The organism is Desulfosarcina ovata subsp. ovata, assembly GCF_009689005.1.
Taxonomy (GTDB): domain Bacteria; phylum Desulfobacterota; class Desulfobacteria; order Desulfobacterales; family Desulfosarcinaceae; genus Desulfosarcina; species Desulfosarcina ovata.
On the sequence record NZ_AP021879.1, the window covers coordinates 4,552,469 to 4,570,380 of the forward strand.

General features: G+C 51.2%; 17 protein-coding genes. 11 read left to right on the plus strand and 6 right to left on the minus strand.

What is annotated here, in order from left to right; all coding sequences use genetic code 11:
• Positions 1–44: 44 nt before the first annotated feature.
• From GN112_RS20105 to glnA, 5 genes are all read left to right on the plus strand, one after another.
• Entirely contained in the window at positions 45–1,451 is a 1,407-nt protein-coding gene (locus GN112_RS20105) for an ammonium transporter (RefSeq protein WP_155311853.1), read from the plus strand.
• 355 nt (positions 1,452–1,806) lie between these two features.
• Complete coding sequence (gene glnD / locus GN112_RS20110) at positions 1,807–4,449, plus strand: [protein-PII] uridylyltransferase (RefSeq protein ID WP_155311854.1); 2,643 nt, start codon at positions 1,807–1,809, stop codon at positions 4,447–4,449.
• A gap of 70 nt (positions 4,450–4,519) precedes the next feature.
• Positions 4,520–5,809, plus strand: a complete 1,290-nt coding sequence (locus tag GN112_RS20115) for an ammonium transporter (protein WP_155314312.1) — start codon at positions 4,520–4,522, stop codon at positions 5,807–5,809.
• Between the two features lie 62 nt (positions 5,810–5,871).
• On the plus strand, positions 5,872–6,210 hold the full coding sequence (locus GN112_RS20120; RefSeq protein ID WP_155311855.1) for a P-II family nitrogen regulator: 339 nt from the start codon (positions 5,872–5,874) through the stop codon (positions 6,208–6,210).
• Positions 6,211–6,453: 243 nt separating this feature from the next.
• Positions 6,454–7,866, plus strand: coding sequence for a type I glutamate--ammonia ligase (gene glnA, locus GN112_RS20125; RefSeq protein WP_155311856.1), 1,413 nt, complete (start codon positions 6,454–6,456; stop codon positions 7,864–7,866).
• An 88-nt stretch (positions 7,867–7,954) separates the two neighbouring features.
• Here the strand turns inward: glnA and GN112_RS20130 are convergent, their stop codons facing one another.
• From GN112_RS20130 to GN112_RS20145, 4 genes are all read right to left on the minus strand, one after another.
• A complete protein-coding gene (locus tag GN112_RS20130; RefSeq protein WP_155311857.1) occupies positions 7,955–8,125 on the minus strand; it encodes a hypothetical protein in 171 nt (56 codons plus the stop codon).
• A gap of 575 nt (positions 8,126–8,700) precedes the next feature.
• Complete coding sequence (locus GN112_RS20135; RefSeq protein WP_155311858.1) at positions 8,701–9,342, minus strand: UbiX family flavin prenyltransferase; 642 nt, start codon at positions 9,340–9,342, stop codon at positions 8,701–8,703.
• A gap of 152 nt (positions 9,343–9,494) precedes the next feature.
• Complete coding sequence (locus tag GN112_RS20140; RefSeq protein ID WP_155311859.1) at positions 9,495–11,003, minus strand: UbiD family decarboxylase; 1,509 nt, start codon at positions 11,001–11,003, stop codon at positions 9,495–9,497.
• Positions 11,004–11,038: 35 nt separating this feature from the next.
• Positions 11,039–12,706, minus strand: coding sequence for an AMP-binding protein (locus GN112_RS20145; RefSeq protein ID WP_162459040.1), 1,668 nt, complete (start codon positions 12,704–12,706; stop codon positions 11,039–11,041).
• Positions 12,707–13,128: 422 nt separating this feature from the next.
• Here GN112_RS20145 and GN112_RS20150 point away from each other — a divergent pair, with 422 nt between their 5' ends.
• The 6 genes from GN112_RS20150 (at position 13,129) to GN112_RS20175 (ending at position 16,931) form a co-directional block, all read left to right on the plus strand.
• Complete coding sequence (locus GN112_RS20150; RefSeq protein WP_155311861.1) at positions 13,129–13,314, plus strand: LysR family transcriptional regulator; 186 nt, start codon at positions 13,129–13,131, stop codon at positions 13,312–13,314.
• Positions 13,311–14,057, plus strand: a complete 747-nt coding sequence (locus tag GN112_RS20155) for a LysR family transcriptional regulator substrate-binding protein (protein WP_155311862.1) — start codon at positions 13,311–13,313, stop codon at positions 14,055–14,057. The genes GN112_RS20150 and GN112_RS20155 overlap by 4 nt, the downstream gene beginning before the upstream one ends.
• Positions 14,058–14,203: 146 nt before the next feature.
• Complete coding sequence (gene fni / locus GN112_RS20160; RefSeq protein WP_162459041.1) at positions 14,204–15,286, plus strand: type 2 isopentenyl-diphosphate Delta-isomerase; 1,083 nt, start codon at positions 14,204–14,206, stop codon at positions 15,284–15,286.
• A gap of 131 nt (positions 15,287–15,417) precedes the next feature.
• Positions 15,418–16,155: an HAD family hydrolase gene (locus GN112_RS20165; RefSeq protein WP_155311864.1), complete on the plus strand. Its 738-nt coding sequence runs from the start codon at positions 15,418–15,420 to the stop codon at positions 16,153–16,155.
• Positions 16,148–16,579: a DUF120 domain-containing protein gene (locus GN112_RS20170; protein WP_162459042.1), complete on the plus strand. Its 432-nt coding sequence runs from the start codon at positions 16,148–16,150 to the stop codon at positions 16,577–16,579. The genes GN112_RS20165 and GN112_RS20170 overlap by 8 nt, the downstream gene beginning before the upstream one ends.
• 7 nt (positions 16,580–16,586) lie before the next feature.
• Positions 16,587–16,931, plus strand: coding sequence for a hypothetical protein (locus tag GN112_RS20175; protein WP_155311866.1), 345 nt, complete (start codon positions 16,587–16,589; stop codon positions 16,929–16,931).
• Between the two features lie 4 nt (positions 16,932–16,935).
• On the opposite strand, the gene GN112_RS20180 is transcribed toward GN112_RS20175, so the two are convergent.
• Positions 16,936–17,460, minus strand: a complete 525-nt coding sequence (locus GN112_RS20180; protein ID WP_155311867.1) for a pyridoxamine 5'-phosphate oxidase family protein — start codon at positions 17,458–17,460, stop codon at positions 16,936–16,938.
• A gap of 23 nt (positions 17,461–17,483) precedes the next feature.
• On the minus strand, positions 17,484–17,888 hold the full coding sequence (locus tag GN112_RS20185; protein ID WP_155311868.1) for a YajD family HNH nuclease: 405 nt from the start codon (positions 17,886–17,888) through the stop codon (positions 17,484–17,486).
• Positions 17,889–17,912: the final 24 nt, after the last annotated feature.

Genomic DNA, 17,912 nt, shown 5'->3' on the forward strand with positions numbered 1-17,912 from the left:
ATAACCATACAATTTACACCCATCCCATTGACAAGGAGAAAAAAATGAAATTCAAAGCCTTTATCCTGCTGCTGCTGGTAACCCTGATCAGTGTTCCCGTTGCCATGGCATCCGATCCCGAACCCACTGTACTGAGCAACAAGGAAGCCATCGATCTGGTCCAGACCCATGCCAACTACGTGTGGACGCTGGTCGCCGCGGCCCTGGTTTTCTTTATGCAGGCCGGCTTTGCCATGGTCGAATGCGGTTTTACGCGTGCGAAAAACTCTGTCAACATCATGATGAAAAACCTGATGGACTTTTCCATCGGCTCCATCTCCTTCTGGGCCATTGGTTTCGGCATCATGTTCGGTGCCAGTGCTACCGGCTGGTTTGGCACCACAGGTTTTTTCCTTAGCGATTTCACCCCTGACGGTGATCCCTGGGTGCTGGCCTTCTGGATGTTTCAGGTCGTCTTCGCCGCCACTGCCGCCACCATCGTCTCCGGTGCCATGGCGGAAAGAACCAAGTTTACCGGTTACATCATCTACAGCATTTTTATCTCCGGCCTGATTTACCCGGTGTTCGGTTCCTGGGCCTGGGGCAGCCTGTTCAACGGCAGCGGCTGGCTGGAAGGCTTCGGCTTCATCGACTTTGCCGGCTCCACCGTGGTTCACTCGGTCGGTGGCTGGGCCGGTTTGGCCGGCGCCATCGTTCTGGGTCCCCGTCTGGGCAAGTACACCAAAGACGGTAAAATCAAACCGATCCTGGGTCACAACATTCCATTGGCCGCCGTTGGTGTGTTCGTCCTCTGGCTGGGTTGGTTCGGGTTCAACCCCGGCTCCACCACCACCGCCGACACCAGCATCGCCATGATCTTCGTCAATACCAACCTGGCTGCCGCCGCCGGTGCGATTCTGGCCATGGTCGTTTCCTGGATGAAATTCGGTAAGCCCGAAGTGGGCATGAGCCTTAACGGCGCCCTGGCCGGACTGGTAGCCATTACCGCCGGCTGTGCCAATGTTTCCCCCAGCAGTTCCATTATTATCGGTGCAATTGCCGGAGTTATCGTGGTCTTCTCAGTTATGTTTTTTGACAAAATCAAAATCGACGACCCGGTCGGCGCCGTCTCTGTTCACGGTGTCAACGGTGCCTGGGGCACCCTGGCCGCCGGCATCTTCAACATCGGTGGAACCTCCGCCGGTATCATCGGGGTCCAGCTGCTGGGCATCGCCGCCTGTTTTCTGTGGACTTTTCCGATGGCCTTCATCATGTTCAAAATTATCGACAAAACCATTGGTCTGCGCGTCTCTCCGGAAGAAGAGATCGAAGGTTTGGATTACTCCGAGCATGGGGGTGTCGGCTACCCGGATTTCGGTGTCTCCACTGGCGGCACCTCCGCCACCGCCGGAATGTCCTCTTCCGCCATGGCGGGCTATGCCGCTGCGGGCAAACCGGCTCCCCAGGCATAAATTGCTGGCCGGCAAATCGATTGTGTTGATCTGACTGGCCAATCGGTTGCCTTCCTCCTCCCCAATACACCCTGAAGTGGCAGCGCTGCTTCGGGGTGTATTGTTAGGCGATTTCTGTCAAAAAATATCCCATTTTTACCTTTTTATTACGTTTCAAATCGCCATTCCAAAACACAAATGCCAAATTTGTAATTTATAAAATTTACAAGTTACGTTATTGTAGTTGACCGCCAAATAAAGAAACGCTTCAGGGAAATTGCAATATCTTGTATTCTTTGTATTTTATTTCATTTGTGGCAAGTGGCATGTGTGTTGCTAACTTTAATGGTGCCAAGCATTTAACAAGGACAATGACGTGACAGACACGCACACTCAAAACCTCTACGCCGATGTTTCACAGGCCCTGAAAGCGGGCCGGGCAACGCTCATCGACAACCTGCTGGCCGGCAAAGCACCCACCTTTCTCGATGACCACGCCCGGCTGATCGACGATTACTTTCGCCAAAGCTATGAAAAAAGCGTCGTCGGCCCGAAAATGGACATCGCCAAAAACCCATATGCCGTCGTGGCCCTGGGGGGGTACGGCAGAGGTGAGCAGTGTGTCTATTCGGATGTTGACCTTCTGTTTCTGTTCGAAAAGCGGGTCCCCCGGGTTGCCGAAGATCTGGTGCGCGAAATTATTTATCCGCTTTGGGACATGGGCCTGGATGTGGGGCACGCGACCCGGTCGATCAAAGAATGCATGGCCATGGCGCGCAAGGATTTCGAGGTGCTCACATCGATCCTGGATGCCCGTTTTATCTGCGGGATGTCCCCCTTGTTCATGAAACTGATGGATCAGATTCGCAGCAAGTTCATTAATCTGAAACCCGACTCGATCATTTCCTGGCTGGTGGACACCAACCGTGACCGTCACCGCCGATTTGGCGATTCTTCCTACCTGTTGGAGCCCAATTTCAAGGAAGGCCAGGGCGGTCTTCGCGACTACCACACCATGTTGTGGATCGCCAAGATCAAGTCCGGCATCAAGCAGCGCCGGGATCTTGAGTATTACGGCTATTTTTCCCATGACGATTATGCCCGCCTGAATGAGGCGCTCAATTTCATCTGGGACGTGCGCAACCGCTTTCACCTGATGATGAATCGAAAATCGGACCAGATTCATTTGGAGCAGCAACGCAAGCTGGCCGAGGCGATGGGCATACCGCCGGTCAACGGGCATCTGCCCGTCGAATATCTGTTGGGCGAGCTGCACCGGCATATGGAATACGTGAAGCAGCAGCATGAAATGTTCCTCTATGAGATGGAACAGCAGAAGCGGCTGAAAAGAAAGAACAAAGGCCTGAAAACCACCGAAATCAAGGGTCTCAAATTCAACCGGGGCATGCTCAACTTCACCTCCCCGGAAAAAATTCTCAACAACCCGCGCCTGCTGATCGACATATTCGTCGAGAGCGCGGCCCAGAAAGCGCCGCTGAACAGTGAGGCCAAACGCCTGGTGGCAGATTTCAGCTACCTGGTCGATGATCGTTTCCGTTCCGATCCCGACGTCGTCAAGCAATTCGAAAGGATTTTGATCCGTTCCTCACGTGCCTTTGAAGTGCTCAACCAGATGCTCAACACGGGCTTTCTGGTCCGCTTTATTCCTGAATTCAAGGATGTGGTCAACCGGATTCAGTTTGACCAGTACCATCTTTACCCGGTTGCCCGGCACCTTTTGTATACGATCAGGATTCTTCGTAATTTTGATGCCGATGCCTTGGCACCGGCCGATCCGTTGGTAACGGATTTATACAAGGAGTTGAAGAAGAAAAAGCTGTTGCTCTGGGCGGCACTGCTTCACGATATCGGCAAGGGTGAGCCGATTGCCGGGCATTCCGAACGGGGCGCGGCCATGGCCGAAAAAATCCTTTTGCAAAAGGGCTTCAATCCTGCCGATGCCAAAACGGTCGCCTTTCTTGTCGAGCACCATCTGCTTTTGGCCCAGAACGCCACACGGCGCGATATCAATGATGAAGAGACCGCCATCTCCCTGGCCCGCACGATCAAAAAGATCGAGACATTGAAAATGCTCTATTTGCTCACGGTGGCGGACTCCATGGCGACGGGACCCAAAGCTTGGAACGATTGGACCTCATCGCTGCTGCGCAACCTCTTTCTAAAAGTGTTTAATATTCTCAAAAATGGCGAACTGGCATCCGGGCGGGCCGTGAGAATCGTCGAGAAAAAACGCCAGGCCGTAGCGCAGTCCATGACGGAAACGATAGCGGCCGAACAGCTTGATGCACTGCTCAATTTCATGTCGCCCCGATATATGCTATACACCCCTGTCGAGAACATTCCCCGGCACCTGGCGCTACACACTGAATTGGGTGAACGACCTTTTGTCTGGCACATCGACAAGTCGGCCGACGCCGATACCCGTACGGTTACCATATGCGCCAAGGACCGGCCCGGTCTCATTTCGCGGATTGCCGGCGTCTTCACCCTGAACGGGATCGACATTCTCGACGTGCAGGTTTTCACCTGGCGCAACAATATCGCCCTCGACGTTTTCGAGGTGAACCCACCGCCGGACCCGATTTTTGAAGATGAGCGTTGGGAACGCGCCCGCTGCAATCTCGAGGATGCTCTGGCCGGTCAGCTGGAACTGAGCAAGGAACTGCTCCGCAAGAAAAACGATACCGCGCCGATCCAGCCTTATACGGCCGAGCGGCCCACGGAAATTGTTGTTGACAACGAGACCTCCAGCTTTTTTACCATTATTGAAGTTGTTACTTTTGATTTTCCGGGCCTCTTGTTCCGGGTCACCGACGCCCTGTTCAAAAGTGGCCTGGATATCTGGGTGGCCAAAATCGCCACCAAGGTAGATCAAGTGGTCGATGTGTTTTACGTGAGGGATTTCGACGGCCAGAAGGTGGACGCACCGCAGCAGGTTGAATCCGTCAAGGCAGCCATCAAGGAGATTCTCCCGGGTGAAGATCCGCAACATGGCTGAGCAGACCCGCATCGAGGAAATTCAGAGGTACAAGGTTCAACGCCGAAAAAAACAAGAGGAAAACGACAAGATGAGATTAAAATCTGTTTGGCTGACGTTGACGTTTGGACTGATTGCGACCCCGGCGTTTGCCGAGGATGTGCTCAATACCGGTGATACCGCCTGGATGATCGTCTCCACCGCACTGGTCATGATGATGACGCCCGCCGGGCTGGCTCTGTTTTATGGCGGCATGTCCCGGTATAAAAATCTGCTCAACACCCTGGCCATGACCTTCGTCTCCTATTGCCTGGCCAGCATTATCTGGATGATGTGGGGGTACACCCTTGCCTTTGGAACCAGCAACGGGGGAATCATCGGGGGATTCGATCACTTTTTCATGGCCGGCATTGGCGTCAACAGCCTTTCCGGCACCATTCCGACCTTTGTCTTTGCCCTGTTTCAGATGACCTTTGCCGGTATCACCGTAGCCTTGGTGCTCGGTTCCATCGTCGACCGCATGAAGTTTTCCGCATGGATTGTGTTCACCATCCTGTGGGTCACTTTCATTTATTGTCCCATCGCCCATTGGGTGTGGGGCGGTGGCTGGATGGGAGAGATGGGCGCTCTCGATTTTGCCGGCGGTAACGTGGTTCATATCAATGCCGGTGTGGCCGGTCTGGTCCTCTCGCTGGTTTTGGGAAAACGCATCGGCTACGGCAAGGAGGCCATGTTTCCCTCCAGTATCGCCCTTACTGCACTGGGGGCAGCGCTTTTGTGGTTCGGCTGGTTCGGATTCAACGCCGGCAGCCAACTGGCCGCCGATGGTGTGGCCGCCTCAGCCTTTCTGGTCACCAATACCTCCGCTGCCACGGCCGCGCTGGTATGGATGTTTTGTGAATGGATCGTCACCGGCAAACCTACGGTGCTGGGCATTGCCTCCGGTGTGGTGGCCGGCCTGGTTGCCATTACACCGGCTGCCGGGTTCGTCAATCTGCCCGCATCCCTGATTATCGGCCTGGTCTCGGGGTGCCTGGGCTACTTTTTCGTGGCTGTCGTCAAACATAAAATCGGTTACGACGACTCCCTGGACGCCTTTGGCGTCCACGGTATGTGCGGCCTCTGGGGCGCATTGGCCACCGGTCTTTTCGCCAATCCCGCCATTAATGAGGGTGCTGTCGGCCTGTTCTACGGCAACCCCGGGCAATTGTGGACCCAGGTCGTTTCGATTGTCGCCACGGCCGTTTTCACGGCGGTGGGTACGCTGATTATCATCTTCATCACCAAGGCCGTCACCGGTGGCCTGCGGGTCGAACAGGACGATGAGGTTATGGGCTTGGATAACGCGCTGCACGGTGAACGCGGATTTGAGATTGCGTAAACGGTTTAACTTTTGGGGAGGCGTCCATCGCCCTCTCGGCCATTAACAACAGGAGGTTAGCAATGAAGAAAATCGAGGCCATCGTCAAGCCATTCAAACTGGACGATGTCAAAGAGGCCCTCAACGAGATCGGCGTCCAGGGAATGACCATTTCAGAGGTCAAAGGGTACGGCCGCCAGAAGGGTCACAAGGAAATTTACCGTGGTGCCGAGTATGTGGTGGATTTCATTCCCAAGGTCAAGATTGAGATCATCGTCGATGCCGATCGGGCCGACCAGGTGGTGGACGCGATTCAGAAATCGGCCAACACCGGAAAAATCGGTGATGGTAAAATTTTCGTCTTTTCCATTGAAGAGGTCATCCGGGTTCGTACCGGCGAGAAGGGTAAAGACGCCATCTAAGGATTGGGAATTTTATGAATTAAACGAAATTGCTTGTTCTTGAGTCCGTCTTCCGCGTTGCGTCAACGGCCACATACTCCCGGTATGCAACCCTTGATGCACCTTGAAGACGAACACAAGCCCGGCGCAATTACGTTCAATTAATTTCATCCCCGATCCTAACCCGAATCAGTGTCAATACTCTTGTTTCAAACGGAATAAACTACCAACTTTTTCAACACTTCTTTTTTTTGTGGAGGACACATGACACCAGCACAAGTTATGGCAATGGCAAAGGAAAAAGGCGTAAAAATCGTCGATATCCGCTTTATGGATTTTCCCGGAATGTGGCAGCACTTCAGTGTTCCGATCAGCGAACTCAGTGAAAGCAGCTTCGATGAAGGGTTCGGTTTTGACGGATCCAGTATCCGTGGCTGGCAGCCGATCAACGCTAGTGACATGCTGGTGGTGCCCGATGCCGCTACGGCGAAAATCGACCCCTTCTTCAAGGCCCCGACCCTGGCCGTAATCGGCAACATCGTCGACCCCATTACCCTGGAGGCCTATTCCCGCGACCCGCGCAACATCGCCAACAAGGCCGAAGCCTACCTGAAAAGCACCGGAATCGGTGACACCGCCTTCTTTGGCCCCGAAGCCGAATTTTTCATCTTTGACGACATCCGTTACGAAAGCAACCGCAATGGCTGTTTCTACGCGGTGGATTCCGTGGAAGGCACCTGGAATACCGGACGCTGTGAAGAGCCCAACCTGGGATACAAACCGCGCCACAAGGAAGGCTACTTCCCCGTACCGCCGTCGGACAAGTTTCAGGACCTGCGCTCCGACATGCTGCTGACCCTGGAAGCCCTGGGCATCGACGTGGAGTGCCAGCATCACGAAGTGGCCACTTCCGGTCAGGCCGAGATTGACATGCGCTTCAAACCCTTGGTGCAGATGGCCGACCAGCTCATGTGGTTCAAGTATGTCCTTAAAAACGTCGCCTACCAAGCCGGCCATACCGTGACCTTCATGCCCAAACCGCTCTTCGAGGACAACGGTACCGGTATGCACACCCACATCAGCATCTGGAACGGCGACAAACCCCTGTTCGCCGGTGACAAGTATGCCGGCGTCTCCCAGGAAGCCCTGTGGGCCATCGGCGGCATCCTGAAACATTGCCGGGCCCTGTGCGCTTTCACCAACCCGACCACCAACTCCTACAAACGCCTGGTGCCGGGTTTCGAGGCACCGGTGAATCTGGCGTACTCCAGCCGGAACCGCAGCGCCGCCATCCGGATTCCCATGTATTCGGCATCACCCAAGGCCAAACGTATCGAGTTCCGTACGCCTGACCCGTCCTGCAACGGCTACCTGGCCTTCTCCGCCATGCTGATGGCCGTCCTCGACGGCATCCAGAACAAACTCGATCCGGGCGATCCGCTGGATAAGAACCTTTACGATCTGCCACCCGAAGAACTGGCCGAAATTCCGTCCGCGCCGGGCGCTCTGGATGTCTCGCTGGCAGCGCTGGCCGAAGATAACGAATTCCTGCTCAAAGGCGACGTCTTCACCAAGGACGTGATTGATATGTGGATTGACTACAAGACCGAAAACGAGGTCAACCCAGTGAAGCTGCGTCCGCATCCGCACGAGTTCCACCTGTACTACGACATCTAATGATCGAATGCGACCGATTCCTCCCGACACGAACCGGTCCTCCCTGAAAACGGTAGCTCGCCACATGCGGCGGGCTACCGTTTTGATTTCATTTCAGAAGCATATCCGCGGCATCGCAGAAATCCAGCTCCTGCATTTTTAAAATCCGCGCTTCCGTATTGAGCACACCGCCGGGAATGACTTCCACCCCCAGTTTCTCGGCAGCATAATGAGCCGCCCAGAAGGCCACGAACATGTTGTAACCAAAGGGAAGCAGCATTCCGGTCGGTGATAGTTGTTTTTACCCGGCCCCTGAACCTCGCGCATCATGGACTTCTCGATCTTGGGAACCTTGCGAATATTTGCGAATGAATTTGGGAAGGCATTTCCCATATCCGAGAGAGGCATGGCCCGACATATGCTGCCGGATAAGGGACATCTTGAGCGGCCAAATGTCGCTGTTTGAACTTCCCGCGGAAGTTGAAAAGACTGCGCAGTGCTATGCCGGGAAGATTTTCGGAGAAGACAAGTCGCTGATATAGCATTCAAGATAATGTTTTTGGGCTGCGTTATCGGTCGTCGCAGTATGACAATACGGCTTCCTCCCTCTGGCCTTGCCAAAAACATTATCTTAAATGCTATAGTAATGGATGTCGGAATCGCGACGAAAGAAAACGTGCAATGGCTGAGAGAAAAAAGGATTCAGATACCTCGTGGTCAGCAGAAAGTACCGCAGGGAATCTCCGGGCGAAATTAAAAACGTTCGAGGCTATAGAATGATAGTCCAAAAAGCTATGTTATCATTGATCTTTCAATTTTGCAGTGACAAAGATGGGTTAAAAATAAAATCGAATTTTATTTCATGGCAATCAGTTTTTCTTCAGGTCTTTTTTCATCTTTACCGGTTACAGATTTGTTCATCAATTTATCCAGTTGTGAATTATCCCAGCGTTGAAACAGGTCATGTTCTATACCCATGTAATCCAGGACCTTTCCCACGGACTGATTAATAATATCATCAAGGCTTTTGGGATGATGATAAAACGCCGGCACTGGCGGGATTATATGCGCCCCCATGTCTGCGGCTTGGATTAACAGCCGTAAATGTCCTTTATGCAAAGGGGTTTCCCTGAACAGCAGTGCCACATTACGTTTTTCTTTGAGTTGGACATCTGCGGCTCGGATCAGGAGATTCTCATTATAAGAATTGGCAATTCCAGACAGGGTTTTAACCGTACAGGGCGCAACCACCATGCCCATGGTCAAAAATGAACCGCTGGCAACAGATGCGGTAATATCTTTATTGCTATAGGTGACATCCGCCATGGCAAGGACGTCATCCACATCATAATCAGTCTCTATCCGGATATTGAGCTTTCCGGGCTCTGAAATAATCAGATGGGTTTCAATGCCTATATTTTTCAAAACTTCAAGCATTCTGACGCCATAAATGACGCCACTTGCCCCGGCTATCCCTACGATTAATCGCTTTGCCATATCCGACCCCTTTGGATTCCGCGGTTAACACTATTTTTTTAGGTGATATCTTTGGTTCCAACGATACACTTCAAGCCCAAAAGAACCCTTCCCCCACGTTCAGTTGTGAAGGAAGGGGTAATCCATTTCAAAACAACTGATATGCCGTTTTTTTATGACATTTCGCTGTTTTCAAGAAAACGCGTGATATCAACTTCCATGAACTCCGCTCTTTTGAAGCGGTCCTTCAGATCATAGCGGACGGTACAGTCAAATATGGTCTTGCACGATGTGCCCGGGGTGATAATGGATGGACTTATATCCGGTCTCTGTGACGGATCCAGAGGATGACACCGTACGCCGGGGATGGAAATGGTATCCACATCACTCTGATACCGTGTCATCATGGCCCATAGAACGTCTTTGCTGTCAAAAATATCCACATCTTCATCCACCAGAATCACGGTCTTCAACTCCGGGAAAGCGGAAAAAGCACAAATTGCCGCCTGACGTTCACGTCCCTGGTCTACAGGGACTATTTTACGGAACTGAATTACGGCCAAAAGCTTGCCGCCGCCGGCCGGATGACAGTAAACATTCAAGACACGGCCAGGCATAGCTTTTTCAACCACGGTTAAAATACTCGCCTCGGTGGGAATACCTGCCAGGTTCACATGTTCTTCGCTGGGCCCGATAGTGGTTTGAGTAATGGGATGAATGCGATGGGTAACAGCCTTGATTTTGAATACTGGCAGGGATGGATTGGCCGGCCCGTTGTAACCAGGGAATTCAGGCATGGCACGCCCTGTTTTGGTGTTCATATCCTCAACAACACGACGGTCCGGCAACAGCTCTCCTTCAATAACAATCTCGGCATTGGCAATGGCTTTGGCATTAACCGTGAGGCACTCCACCATTTCCACCGGACGGTTACGCAGGGAACCTGCAATATCCAGCTCATTGTAGCCAATGGGTGTGGCCGGGGGCTCAAAGCAGGCGGCAATGTAAACGGCCGGGTCCAGGCCGATGCTTACTGAAATGGGAAGTGATTTTCCCTGTGCTTCGGCCTTTTCACGGAAAGCACCAATATGCCTTCCCGGCACGAAATACATGGAAATCTCATCTTTTGACTGCAGGCACTGGCGATGAATGGTTACATCTTCTTCACCGGTTTCCGGATCTGAACCATAAACCAGCCCCATAGTAATAAATGGGCCTGCATCCTCCGGGGTGTTGGTTGGCGCTGGAATCAGTTTGCGGATATCAAAACCGGGATCCGTGGCCCGGTGAACAACTTCCTGGCAAACCGCCTTTTCCTTGGAGATCATCACAGGAGGCAGGGGATTTTTCAACGCTTCATTCATTTTATGACCCAGATAACGCGGATCCGTTCCCAACAAAAGTCCGACACGTTCACGACTGCCCACCACGCCAATGGCCACCCGCGCGTCGTCATACCCCTTAATGTTATTGAAAAGCATCATGGGACCCGTCTGGGTCGGGCGGCTGACAGTTCCTCCAGCTCCAATTTTTTTATAAACGCCTGCCAGTTCAGCATGGGGGTCCACTTCTTCATTTGTTTGCATCAGCTGGCCGGGCTGGGTTGAAAGAAAAGATAATGCAGAACGAAGGTCAATAATATCGGATCCCGATACACCGCTGTTGGATTCTTCTTTTTTCATGTTTTTTCCTTTATGATGATAATGAGTTGTCAAGATTATGCCATCTGGGCTTCAGTCTTGAGTTTGTTCTCAATATCTTCACGCAGAGTCCGCTTATCCAGTTTCTGTGCGCCGGTATACGGCATCTCATCAATGAATTCTATACGCTCGGGAAGTTGGAGTACAGACGCATCCTGGGCCTTTAAGAAAGCAATAACATTATCAAAGTCCAGTTGACTTCCTTCGGTCGGCTGAATATAGGCACACGCCTTTTCTCCCATATCCTCGTCCGGCATGGGAATCACCGCCACCATGGCAACTTCCGGATGAAGCGTGATCAATTTTTCAATTTCTGTAGAACTGATGCTTTCTCCTCCCCGGTTGATCATCTCTTTGATACGGCCGGTCAAAGTGATGTAGCCGTTTTCATCGATCCTGGCCAGATCGCCGGTTTTGAAAAATCCATCTTCATTCAATGCTGTCTTGTTTTCTTCCGGATTTTCATAATACCCGGTAAAGACCCCGGGGCCTTTGAGAACCAGCTCGCCCTGTTTGCCGGTTTCCACTTCTTTTCCGAAAGGATCAATCACCTTGTAGGTATCATAGGGACAGGTAGGTCGCCCCACGGTCCCGCAGATGGTTTCAAGGTCATTATTGATTCGAGTGATGGTGGTCGGTCCCTCTGTTCCGCCATATCCATTGAAAAATTTGCAGTTCAATTTGTCTATGACGTCTTTTACCATACCCGGATGGCTGGCACCGCCGGCACTGTGCATCTTCTGCAGGGAAGTCAAATCATATTGATTGATATCTTCGTATTGCAGCAGTCTTTGGGCCAGGGTCGGTACCCATATAATTGAAGTGATTTTCTCCTGTTGAATGGTTTCACAAATGCTTTTATTATCCGGAGAGTCCAGCAGAACTACCTTGCCCATGGTGATGATAGAGCCCATGAAGCCTTTGCTGAAGGACAAATCATGACCAATAGGACCGGCGATGAGGTTGATATCCAGATTGCTTTGTTCCCATGATCTTGAACAATAGGTAATGCCGGTCACCAGACTGTTATGACTGCGGGGAACAACTTTAGGTGCTCCTGTGGTTCCGCCGGTGGGGCCCATGTGTGCAATCTGCATGGGATCCGGACGTCGTTGTACAAGACGATCCAGGTTCTCTTGGGTCATGTCAGCCTTTGCCATTAAGCCTTCAAGACTTTCAAATTTTTCTCCGGCCCGTTCGCCCCGGACTGTAATCACTTTTTTAATTCCGGGATTTTCTTTCAGAACGTCATCCATAATAGGCGTGTAGTCAGTTTTTTTGTGCTTGACAGGAACAACCCAATAGGTGGCACCGGTTATGTTCGTCAAATGATTGATCTCATACTGGCGATACCGGTCGATCAACAGAACCGTGATGGCACCGATTTTTTGAAGGGCAAAATAAGCGAAAACAAACTCGTTCCAGTTGGGTAACTGCACCATAACTCTATCTTTGGGCTGAATGCCCAAATCCATCATACCGATGGCCAACTGATTTACTTTTTCTCTAGCTTCACCATAGGTTAACCGGGTGACACGATCTACAAAAGCCTCTTTGTCCGGATGAACATCCGCGGCACGATCAAGAAGATCGCCAAACGTCAATCCCTCCCACCATTTTAACTCGTTGTACTTTTTAACATCTTCTTCTTTGTAAGGCACGCACCCTGATAATAAATCAACCATGTCTTGTTCCTCTCTTCTTCGACTCATTGAGTCAAGTTAGGGTAAGAGCAATCTGGTCCTGAGGACCGGATCTTCGGCTTGCCATCCCCAAGGCAGGGATGAAGCACTATCCAAGGAATGAATTAGATAGTTTTTTTTAATTTATTCAAGGAATGAATCAGATTAATTCTTTTGAAGAATTATATGCAGGCAACAAACAAGTCAATTCATAGAATTTTATAATATAATAAGTAATTTTAAACTTGACTTTTTTATTTTATAAAAATAAATTTTCATACAAGAAAAAATGAATAAAATTCAGATAGACCATAACTATTTAAAAAAATAGGTTTTTTTATTCAAAAAGGATGGCTGGCAGTACCATTGTGCCAAAATTTACGGATAAATCTGAAATGCTTACCCTTTTTTAAAGGACAAGTATTATGCATCCTCCTCAAATTAACCTCTACCAACTTATTAGCTTTTATACCGTGGCCAAAGAAGGTAGCTTCAGTGCAGCCTCAAAAAAACTTTGCGTGACCCAGCCTGCGGTGACCATGCAAATAAAATCGTTGGAAAAATTTTATGACCTGAAGTTGGTCAATGTAAAAAAAAAAAAGTTAGCTTGACAGAAACAGGACAGAAGCTGTTCCATTATGCTGAGCAATTCTACCTGTCGGCCATCAAGGCGGAAACCTTTCTTCAGGAGCAAAAAAACAATAATTTGAGTATTGGCATAGCAAGTCCCCTGACCCAACAGTTCATTGTTCTGATTAAAAAATTCAAGCAATACTACCCCCATGTAATGGTAACGCTCAGAGAAGGCACTGACCAAGAAATCATTGCAGATGTTCGTGATTTCAAACTGATGCTGGGGTTTATCGGCACGATTGAGCAGTCGGTTCGTGAACTCAATGTGATTCCTGTTGCACCTGAAAACAGATTGGTACTGGTTTCCTTCCCCCAGAATCCCTTGGCCTGCAAAGAAAAAGTAATCTGGAAGGACTTGGAAGGTTGTTCGCTGATTATTCATCGAGAAGGCATGACCGGGCGAAATATAATTCTTGATGCATTTAAAAAAAATAGAATTAAACCCGTTATAACCGCTGAAATTGAAAGCATCGAAGGCATGAAAAATCTGATCAAGCAGGACGCAGGAATTGGCCTGAAATTTTTCCCAAATGTCAAAGAAGAAATTTTGAATAAAACGCTTAAAATCATTCCATTAGAAAGCGATCAGCTGAAGATCGGGATAGATGCCGTTTTTCAGGCAAATATCAGTCTTTCCCTGCCTTCAAAAGCCTTTCTGGATATTGCCATCGAACATTTCAATAACATTTCCACCAAAGTGAGCGCTGGTTCAGTTAAATAGGTAATAATAGATAACCATTTTGGCTGGTGGGTAAGGTTTTCGACATGTTCCGCATTGAGAACCGCTGCTTTCGGCACTGGGAAAGCCACAAACTCAACCACGCCATTACCATGCTGCGGACGGAAGGGGCTTGATCAGGAATGCCGATGCGCCATGACATGTTCGCCCCCCGAGCTGATCCGGTAGCAACAGGATCCACCGGCCAGCGAAAGTGGGAGCATCTCCGCATTTGTACGCAAAACGATGTCACGTTCGAAAAGAGCAGCGGTTTTGAGTGCTACGACCTCGAACACCAGGCCCTTCCCGAACGCTGCCTTGAGGAGATCGATACGTCAACCACATTTCTCGGTAAAAAATTCAACCTCCCGTTTTTCATCGAAGCGATGACCGGTGGCTGTCCGGGAACGGAAACGATCAATCAGAATCTCGCCCGGGCGGCGGAGGAGATGGGAATCGGAATGGGCGTCGGCTCACAGCGGGCCATGCTCGACGATCCATCACTTGCCTATACGTACCAGGTGAGAAGCGTGGCTCCGAACATCCTGCTGCTGGGCAATATCGGCGCTGCTCAGCTGGCCGGCCGGCATGGGAAGGCGATCGCCGGTCTGATTCGAGAAATCGATGCCGACGGGATTGCCGTTCACCTCAATGCCGCCCAGGAGTTATGCCAGCCCGAAGGGGACAAGGACTGGCGCAATATGATTGTTCACATCAAAGAGGTCTGCACCGCCGTAAACGGTCCAATCATCGCCAAGGAGACGGGTTGCGGCATCGCCGGCGGAATCGCGGCGACACTGGAATCCCTCGGAATCGATGCATTGGATATCGCCGGTGCCGGGGGGACTTCCTTTACCCGGGTTGAACATCACCGCGGCGCCAGCCTGGCCAAAGCCTTTTTCGAGTGGGGCATCCCGACGGCCGCGTCGTTAAAGCAGTGCCGGTGCGCGATACAAATTCCCATCATCGCCTCCGGGGGAATCCGGTCCGGCGTGGACGCTGCCAAAGCTCTCGCCATGGGCGCTTCGATCGTAGGATTTGCTCTGCCCCTGCTGATACCGGCCATGCAATCCTATCAGGCCGTTATCGACAAACTGACGCAATTTGCAAGCGAGTTGAAAATGGCCATGCTTCTGGCGGGGGCAGCGACGATTCAGGGGCTTTCCGCAACCCGGGTTGTCGAGCGGGCATGCTGTTATGGGCCGTTGATGCATCGGCCAACCGTTTCATAACATCACCATACGGAATCCATAAAATTTGTTGTTTTGGCAATGATGGCAGGATGCAACACTTCGTTGCATCCTGATCGCTTTAAACGGCCCTCTTTTTGACAGCCACATCAACCCCAATACGGTACAGCGTTATGCTGCTTGACCCAAAAACGATTGCCTGCATGATATTTGATCTGGACGGAACCCTGATCGACTCCATCCCGCCTTATTTCCGCCTGCTGGAAGGCATTTTTGACACCCTGGGTTTGCCGCAACCCGCGCTTGCCTTGAAAAAGGAGTTTATTACTACCGGGCCGGCGGTGTTTGAAAAAATGATTCCTCCGGAAATGGTTGCTGACCGGGACGCGATGATCCGCCAGTGCCTGGACGTGGGGCGGCGGATATCCCGCGATATGTTCCGTGACACGGTCGATGGGTTTCCTGATGTCAAGCGTTTGTTTGATCTGCTGGTTCGTCATGACATCCGCATCGGAATTGTCACCACGACCGAAAGAGAGTTTATCGAAAGAAAACTCCTGCCCTTGAAAAGAATCGGTGTTGCCGCGGCCGTCGATGCCATTGTTGCCATTGAAGATGCGCCCCGGCGCAAGCCGGCCCCGGATCCCTTGCTCGTTTGTGCGCGGCAGCTTTCCGTCAACCCCGAGCATTGTGTCTATGTCGGCGATTCTTATGTGGACATCCGCGCCGGCTGCAGCGCGGGGATGAAAACCATCGCCGTTCTCAGTGGCCTGGATGATTTCGATACGCTTGACAGAGAAAGGCCGACAGTAATCGTTCAGAACATCGCCGCCATATGGCGCACTTTGGATGAGTATTTCTCTTGTCCGAATAACCATGAGAAAAGCGGGGAATACCTCTACCATGCATAAAAAAACGAAAATTAACGAGACCATGACCATATCGGGACGTATCCAAAGCGGGGTCGGCAAAGGCTCCTTTTTCACATCGCTGGATTGGGTCGTTCAACAGTGTGAAGACAAACTGGGCTATGCACCGTTTCCAGGTACCCTCAACATACGGGTACGCGATGAAGACGTTCCCAAACTGCAGCACTTTTTGGCGAAAACGGACGCCGAACTCGTCCCTGAAGATCGTTCGTTTTGTGCCGCGCCGGTTAAGAAAGTGATGATCAAAGGCGTTCCGGCGGCGGTGGTCCTGCCGACCGAGGATGTCCGCATTCATGAAGATCGGATTCTCGAAATCATTTCACCGCACAGTTTCAAGCAATCTTTTGGCCTTCACGATGGCGACCAGATCAGTATCATCGGCAAAACCACAATTATAAAAAAGTGACGAAATCATGACCGTAAAAATTTACAATGAGATTTACGAATTTGCCGCATCCGCGGGTGCCCTGGAAGGCTACGTCTTCTTAAAAAAGGATCTGCAGGCGGATCATCTCGACAATTGGATTCGGAATCTTGAGAATCAATATCGACTGCTTCCAGAGGAAGTCAGGCAATGTGTCCAGACATCCGTGGACCGGACATTGGGAAGGGCATGGCAATCGATTGCTGCGGTTCTTGGAGAGACGCACAGGCACGTACGGTCCCTGAAATCAATGACAGCGGGCAATCCGCCTGACTCTCCACAGGATTTTGAGAAAGAGAAAAAAGAGAAAGCAGAAAAGTATTGCACCGGTTGATCCTTTATTCTCTGTGTTCCGGCTGAGCCATACTATATAAATCGATTTCGCTGCGGAACCCGAACTGGACGCTGTTGTCCAGGTAGTAAACGCACTGTGGCGTGAAGCAGTACAGCTTTACTCGAAAGCGCTTGCTGAAACCAACCAGATCAATCACCTGCCCGTCCTCGAAAAAATCACTGGTAAACGGGAACTTGCCGATATAGGCGCGTACGGCCTGAAGCGCCCGGAACCCCGGTCGTACCGGTGATACCTGCCCGGACATTTGAATCCCGCGAATGCCCTGCCACGTCTCGGCATACGGATAGATGGCAGCGGCCACCGAATCATTCGCCAGTGCCTCCTGAACATGTTGCGATTCCGGTTTGGAAAAGAAATAAAAGGCCGCTTTCTGCCGCACATAATAGACCGGTGCCGCCCAGGCCCGGTTGTTTGCTGACGTTGCCAGGGTCATCGTGGACTGCTGGTCAATCAATTCAAGCGCGGCGGTCTTGTGTCTCGACATGGGCGCGTCCAATGGTTTGCTCATCTCTGGTCTCCATAGCTTCGGTGTCAATGATCAGCGTCATCTCCGCCTTTGGATTTGAGCAGGGCTTCCAGGGCGGCAAAGGGTTTATGGGAAAAATCCGAATCCGCCGATTTTTCTTTTGATGGGGAATGATTGTCGTAGGACTCGGCCACTTCCAGGCGGCCATGCTCGTTATCATGGCAATAGATGCATAAAAGTTCCCAGTTGCTGCCATCGGGCGGATTGTTGTCGTGGTTATGATCCCGGTGGTGGACGGTCAGCTCCCGCAGTTGCTTGCCACTGAATTCCCGACCACAGCGACCACAGACATGCGGATACATCTTGAGCGCTTTTTCGCGGTAGGTTTTTTCCCGATCCTGCATATGGCGACGGGCATCGGCCACGACCTGGGAAAGTCGATTCGAATCGTTGGTTTTGTTTTTCGGCATCTTTCTGACTCCATGGAATTTGAA

Coding starts and splice junctions, on each gene's coding strand:
- GN112_RS20135 (WP_155311858.1), bottom strand. CDS start 9,342: ATGGCAAAGCGATTAATCGTAGGGATAGCCGGGGCAAGTGGCGTCATT.
- GN112_RS20120 (WP_155311855.1), top strand. CDS start 5,872: ATGAAGAAAATCGAGGCCATCGTCAAGCCATTCAAACTGGACGATGTC.
- GN112_RS20115 (WP_155314312.1), top strand. CDS start 4,520: ATGAGATTAAAATCTGTTTGGCTGACGTTGACGTTTGGACTGATTGCG.
- fni (WP_162459041.1), top strand. CDS start 14,204: ATGCGCCATGACATGTTCGCCCCCCGAGCTGATCCGGTAGCAACAGGA.
- GN112_RS20145 (WP_162459040.1), bottom strand. CDS start 12,706: ATGGTTGATTTATTATCAGGGTGCGTGCCTTACAAAGAAGAAGATGTT.
- GN112_RS20185 (WP_155311868.1), bottom strand. CDS start 17,888: ATGCCGAAAAACAAAACCAACGATTCGAATCGACTTTCCCAGGTCGTG.
- glnA (WP_155311856.1), top strand. CDS start 6,454: ATGACACCAGCACAAGTTATGGCAATGGCAAAGGAAAAAGGCGTAAAA.
- GN112_RS20140 (WP_155311859.1), bottom strand. CDS start 11,003: ATGAAAAAAGAAGAATCCAACAGCGGTGTATCGGGATCCGATATTATT.
- GN112_RS20150 (WP_155311861.1), top strand. CDS start 13,129: ATGCATCCTCCTCAAATTAACCTCTACCAACTTATTAGCTTTTATACC.
- GN112_RS20105 (WP_155311853.1), top strand. CDS start 45: ATGAAATTCAAAGCCTTTATCCTGCTGCTGCTGGTAACCCTGATCAGT.
- GN112_RS20180 (WP_155311867.1), bottom strand. CDS start 17,460: ATGAGCAAACCATTGGACGCGCCCATGTCGAGACACAAGACCGCCGCG.
- GN112_RS20130 (WP_155311857.1), bottom strand. CDS start 8,125: ATGCTGCTTCCCTTTGGTTACAACATGTTCGTGGCCTTCTGGGCGGCT.
- GN112_RS20175 (WP_155311866.1), top strand. CDS start 16,587: ATGACCGTAAAAATTTACAATGAGATTTACGAATTTGCCGCATCCGCG.
- GN112_RS20165 (WP_155311864.1), top strand. CDS start 15,418: ATGCTGCTTGACCCAAAAACGATTGCCTGCATGATATTTGATCTGGAC.
- GN112_RS20170 (WP_162459042.1), top strand. CDS start 16,148: ATGCATAAAAAAACGAAAATTAACGAGACCATGACCATATCGGGACGT.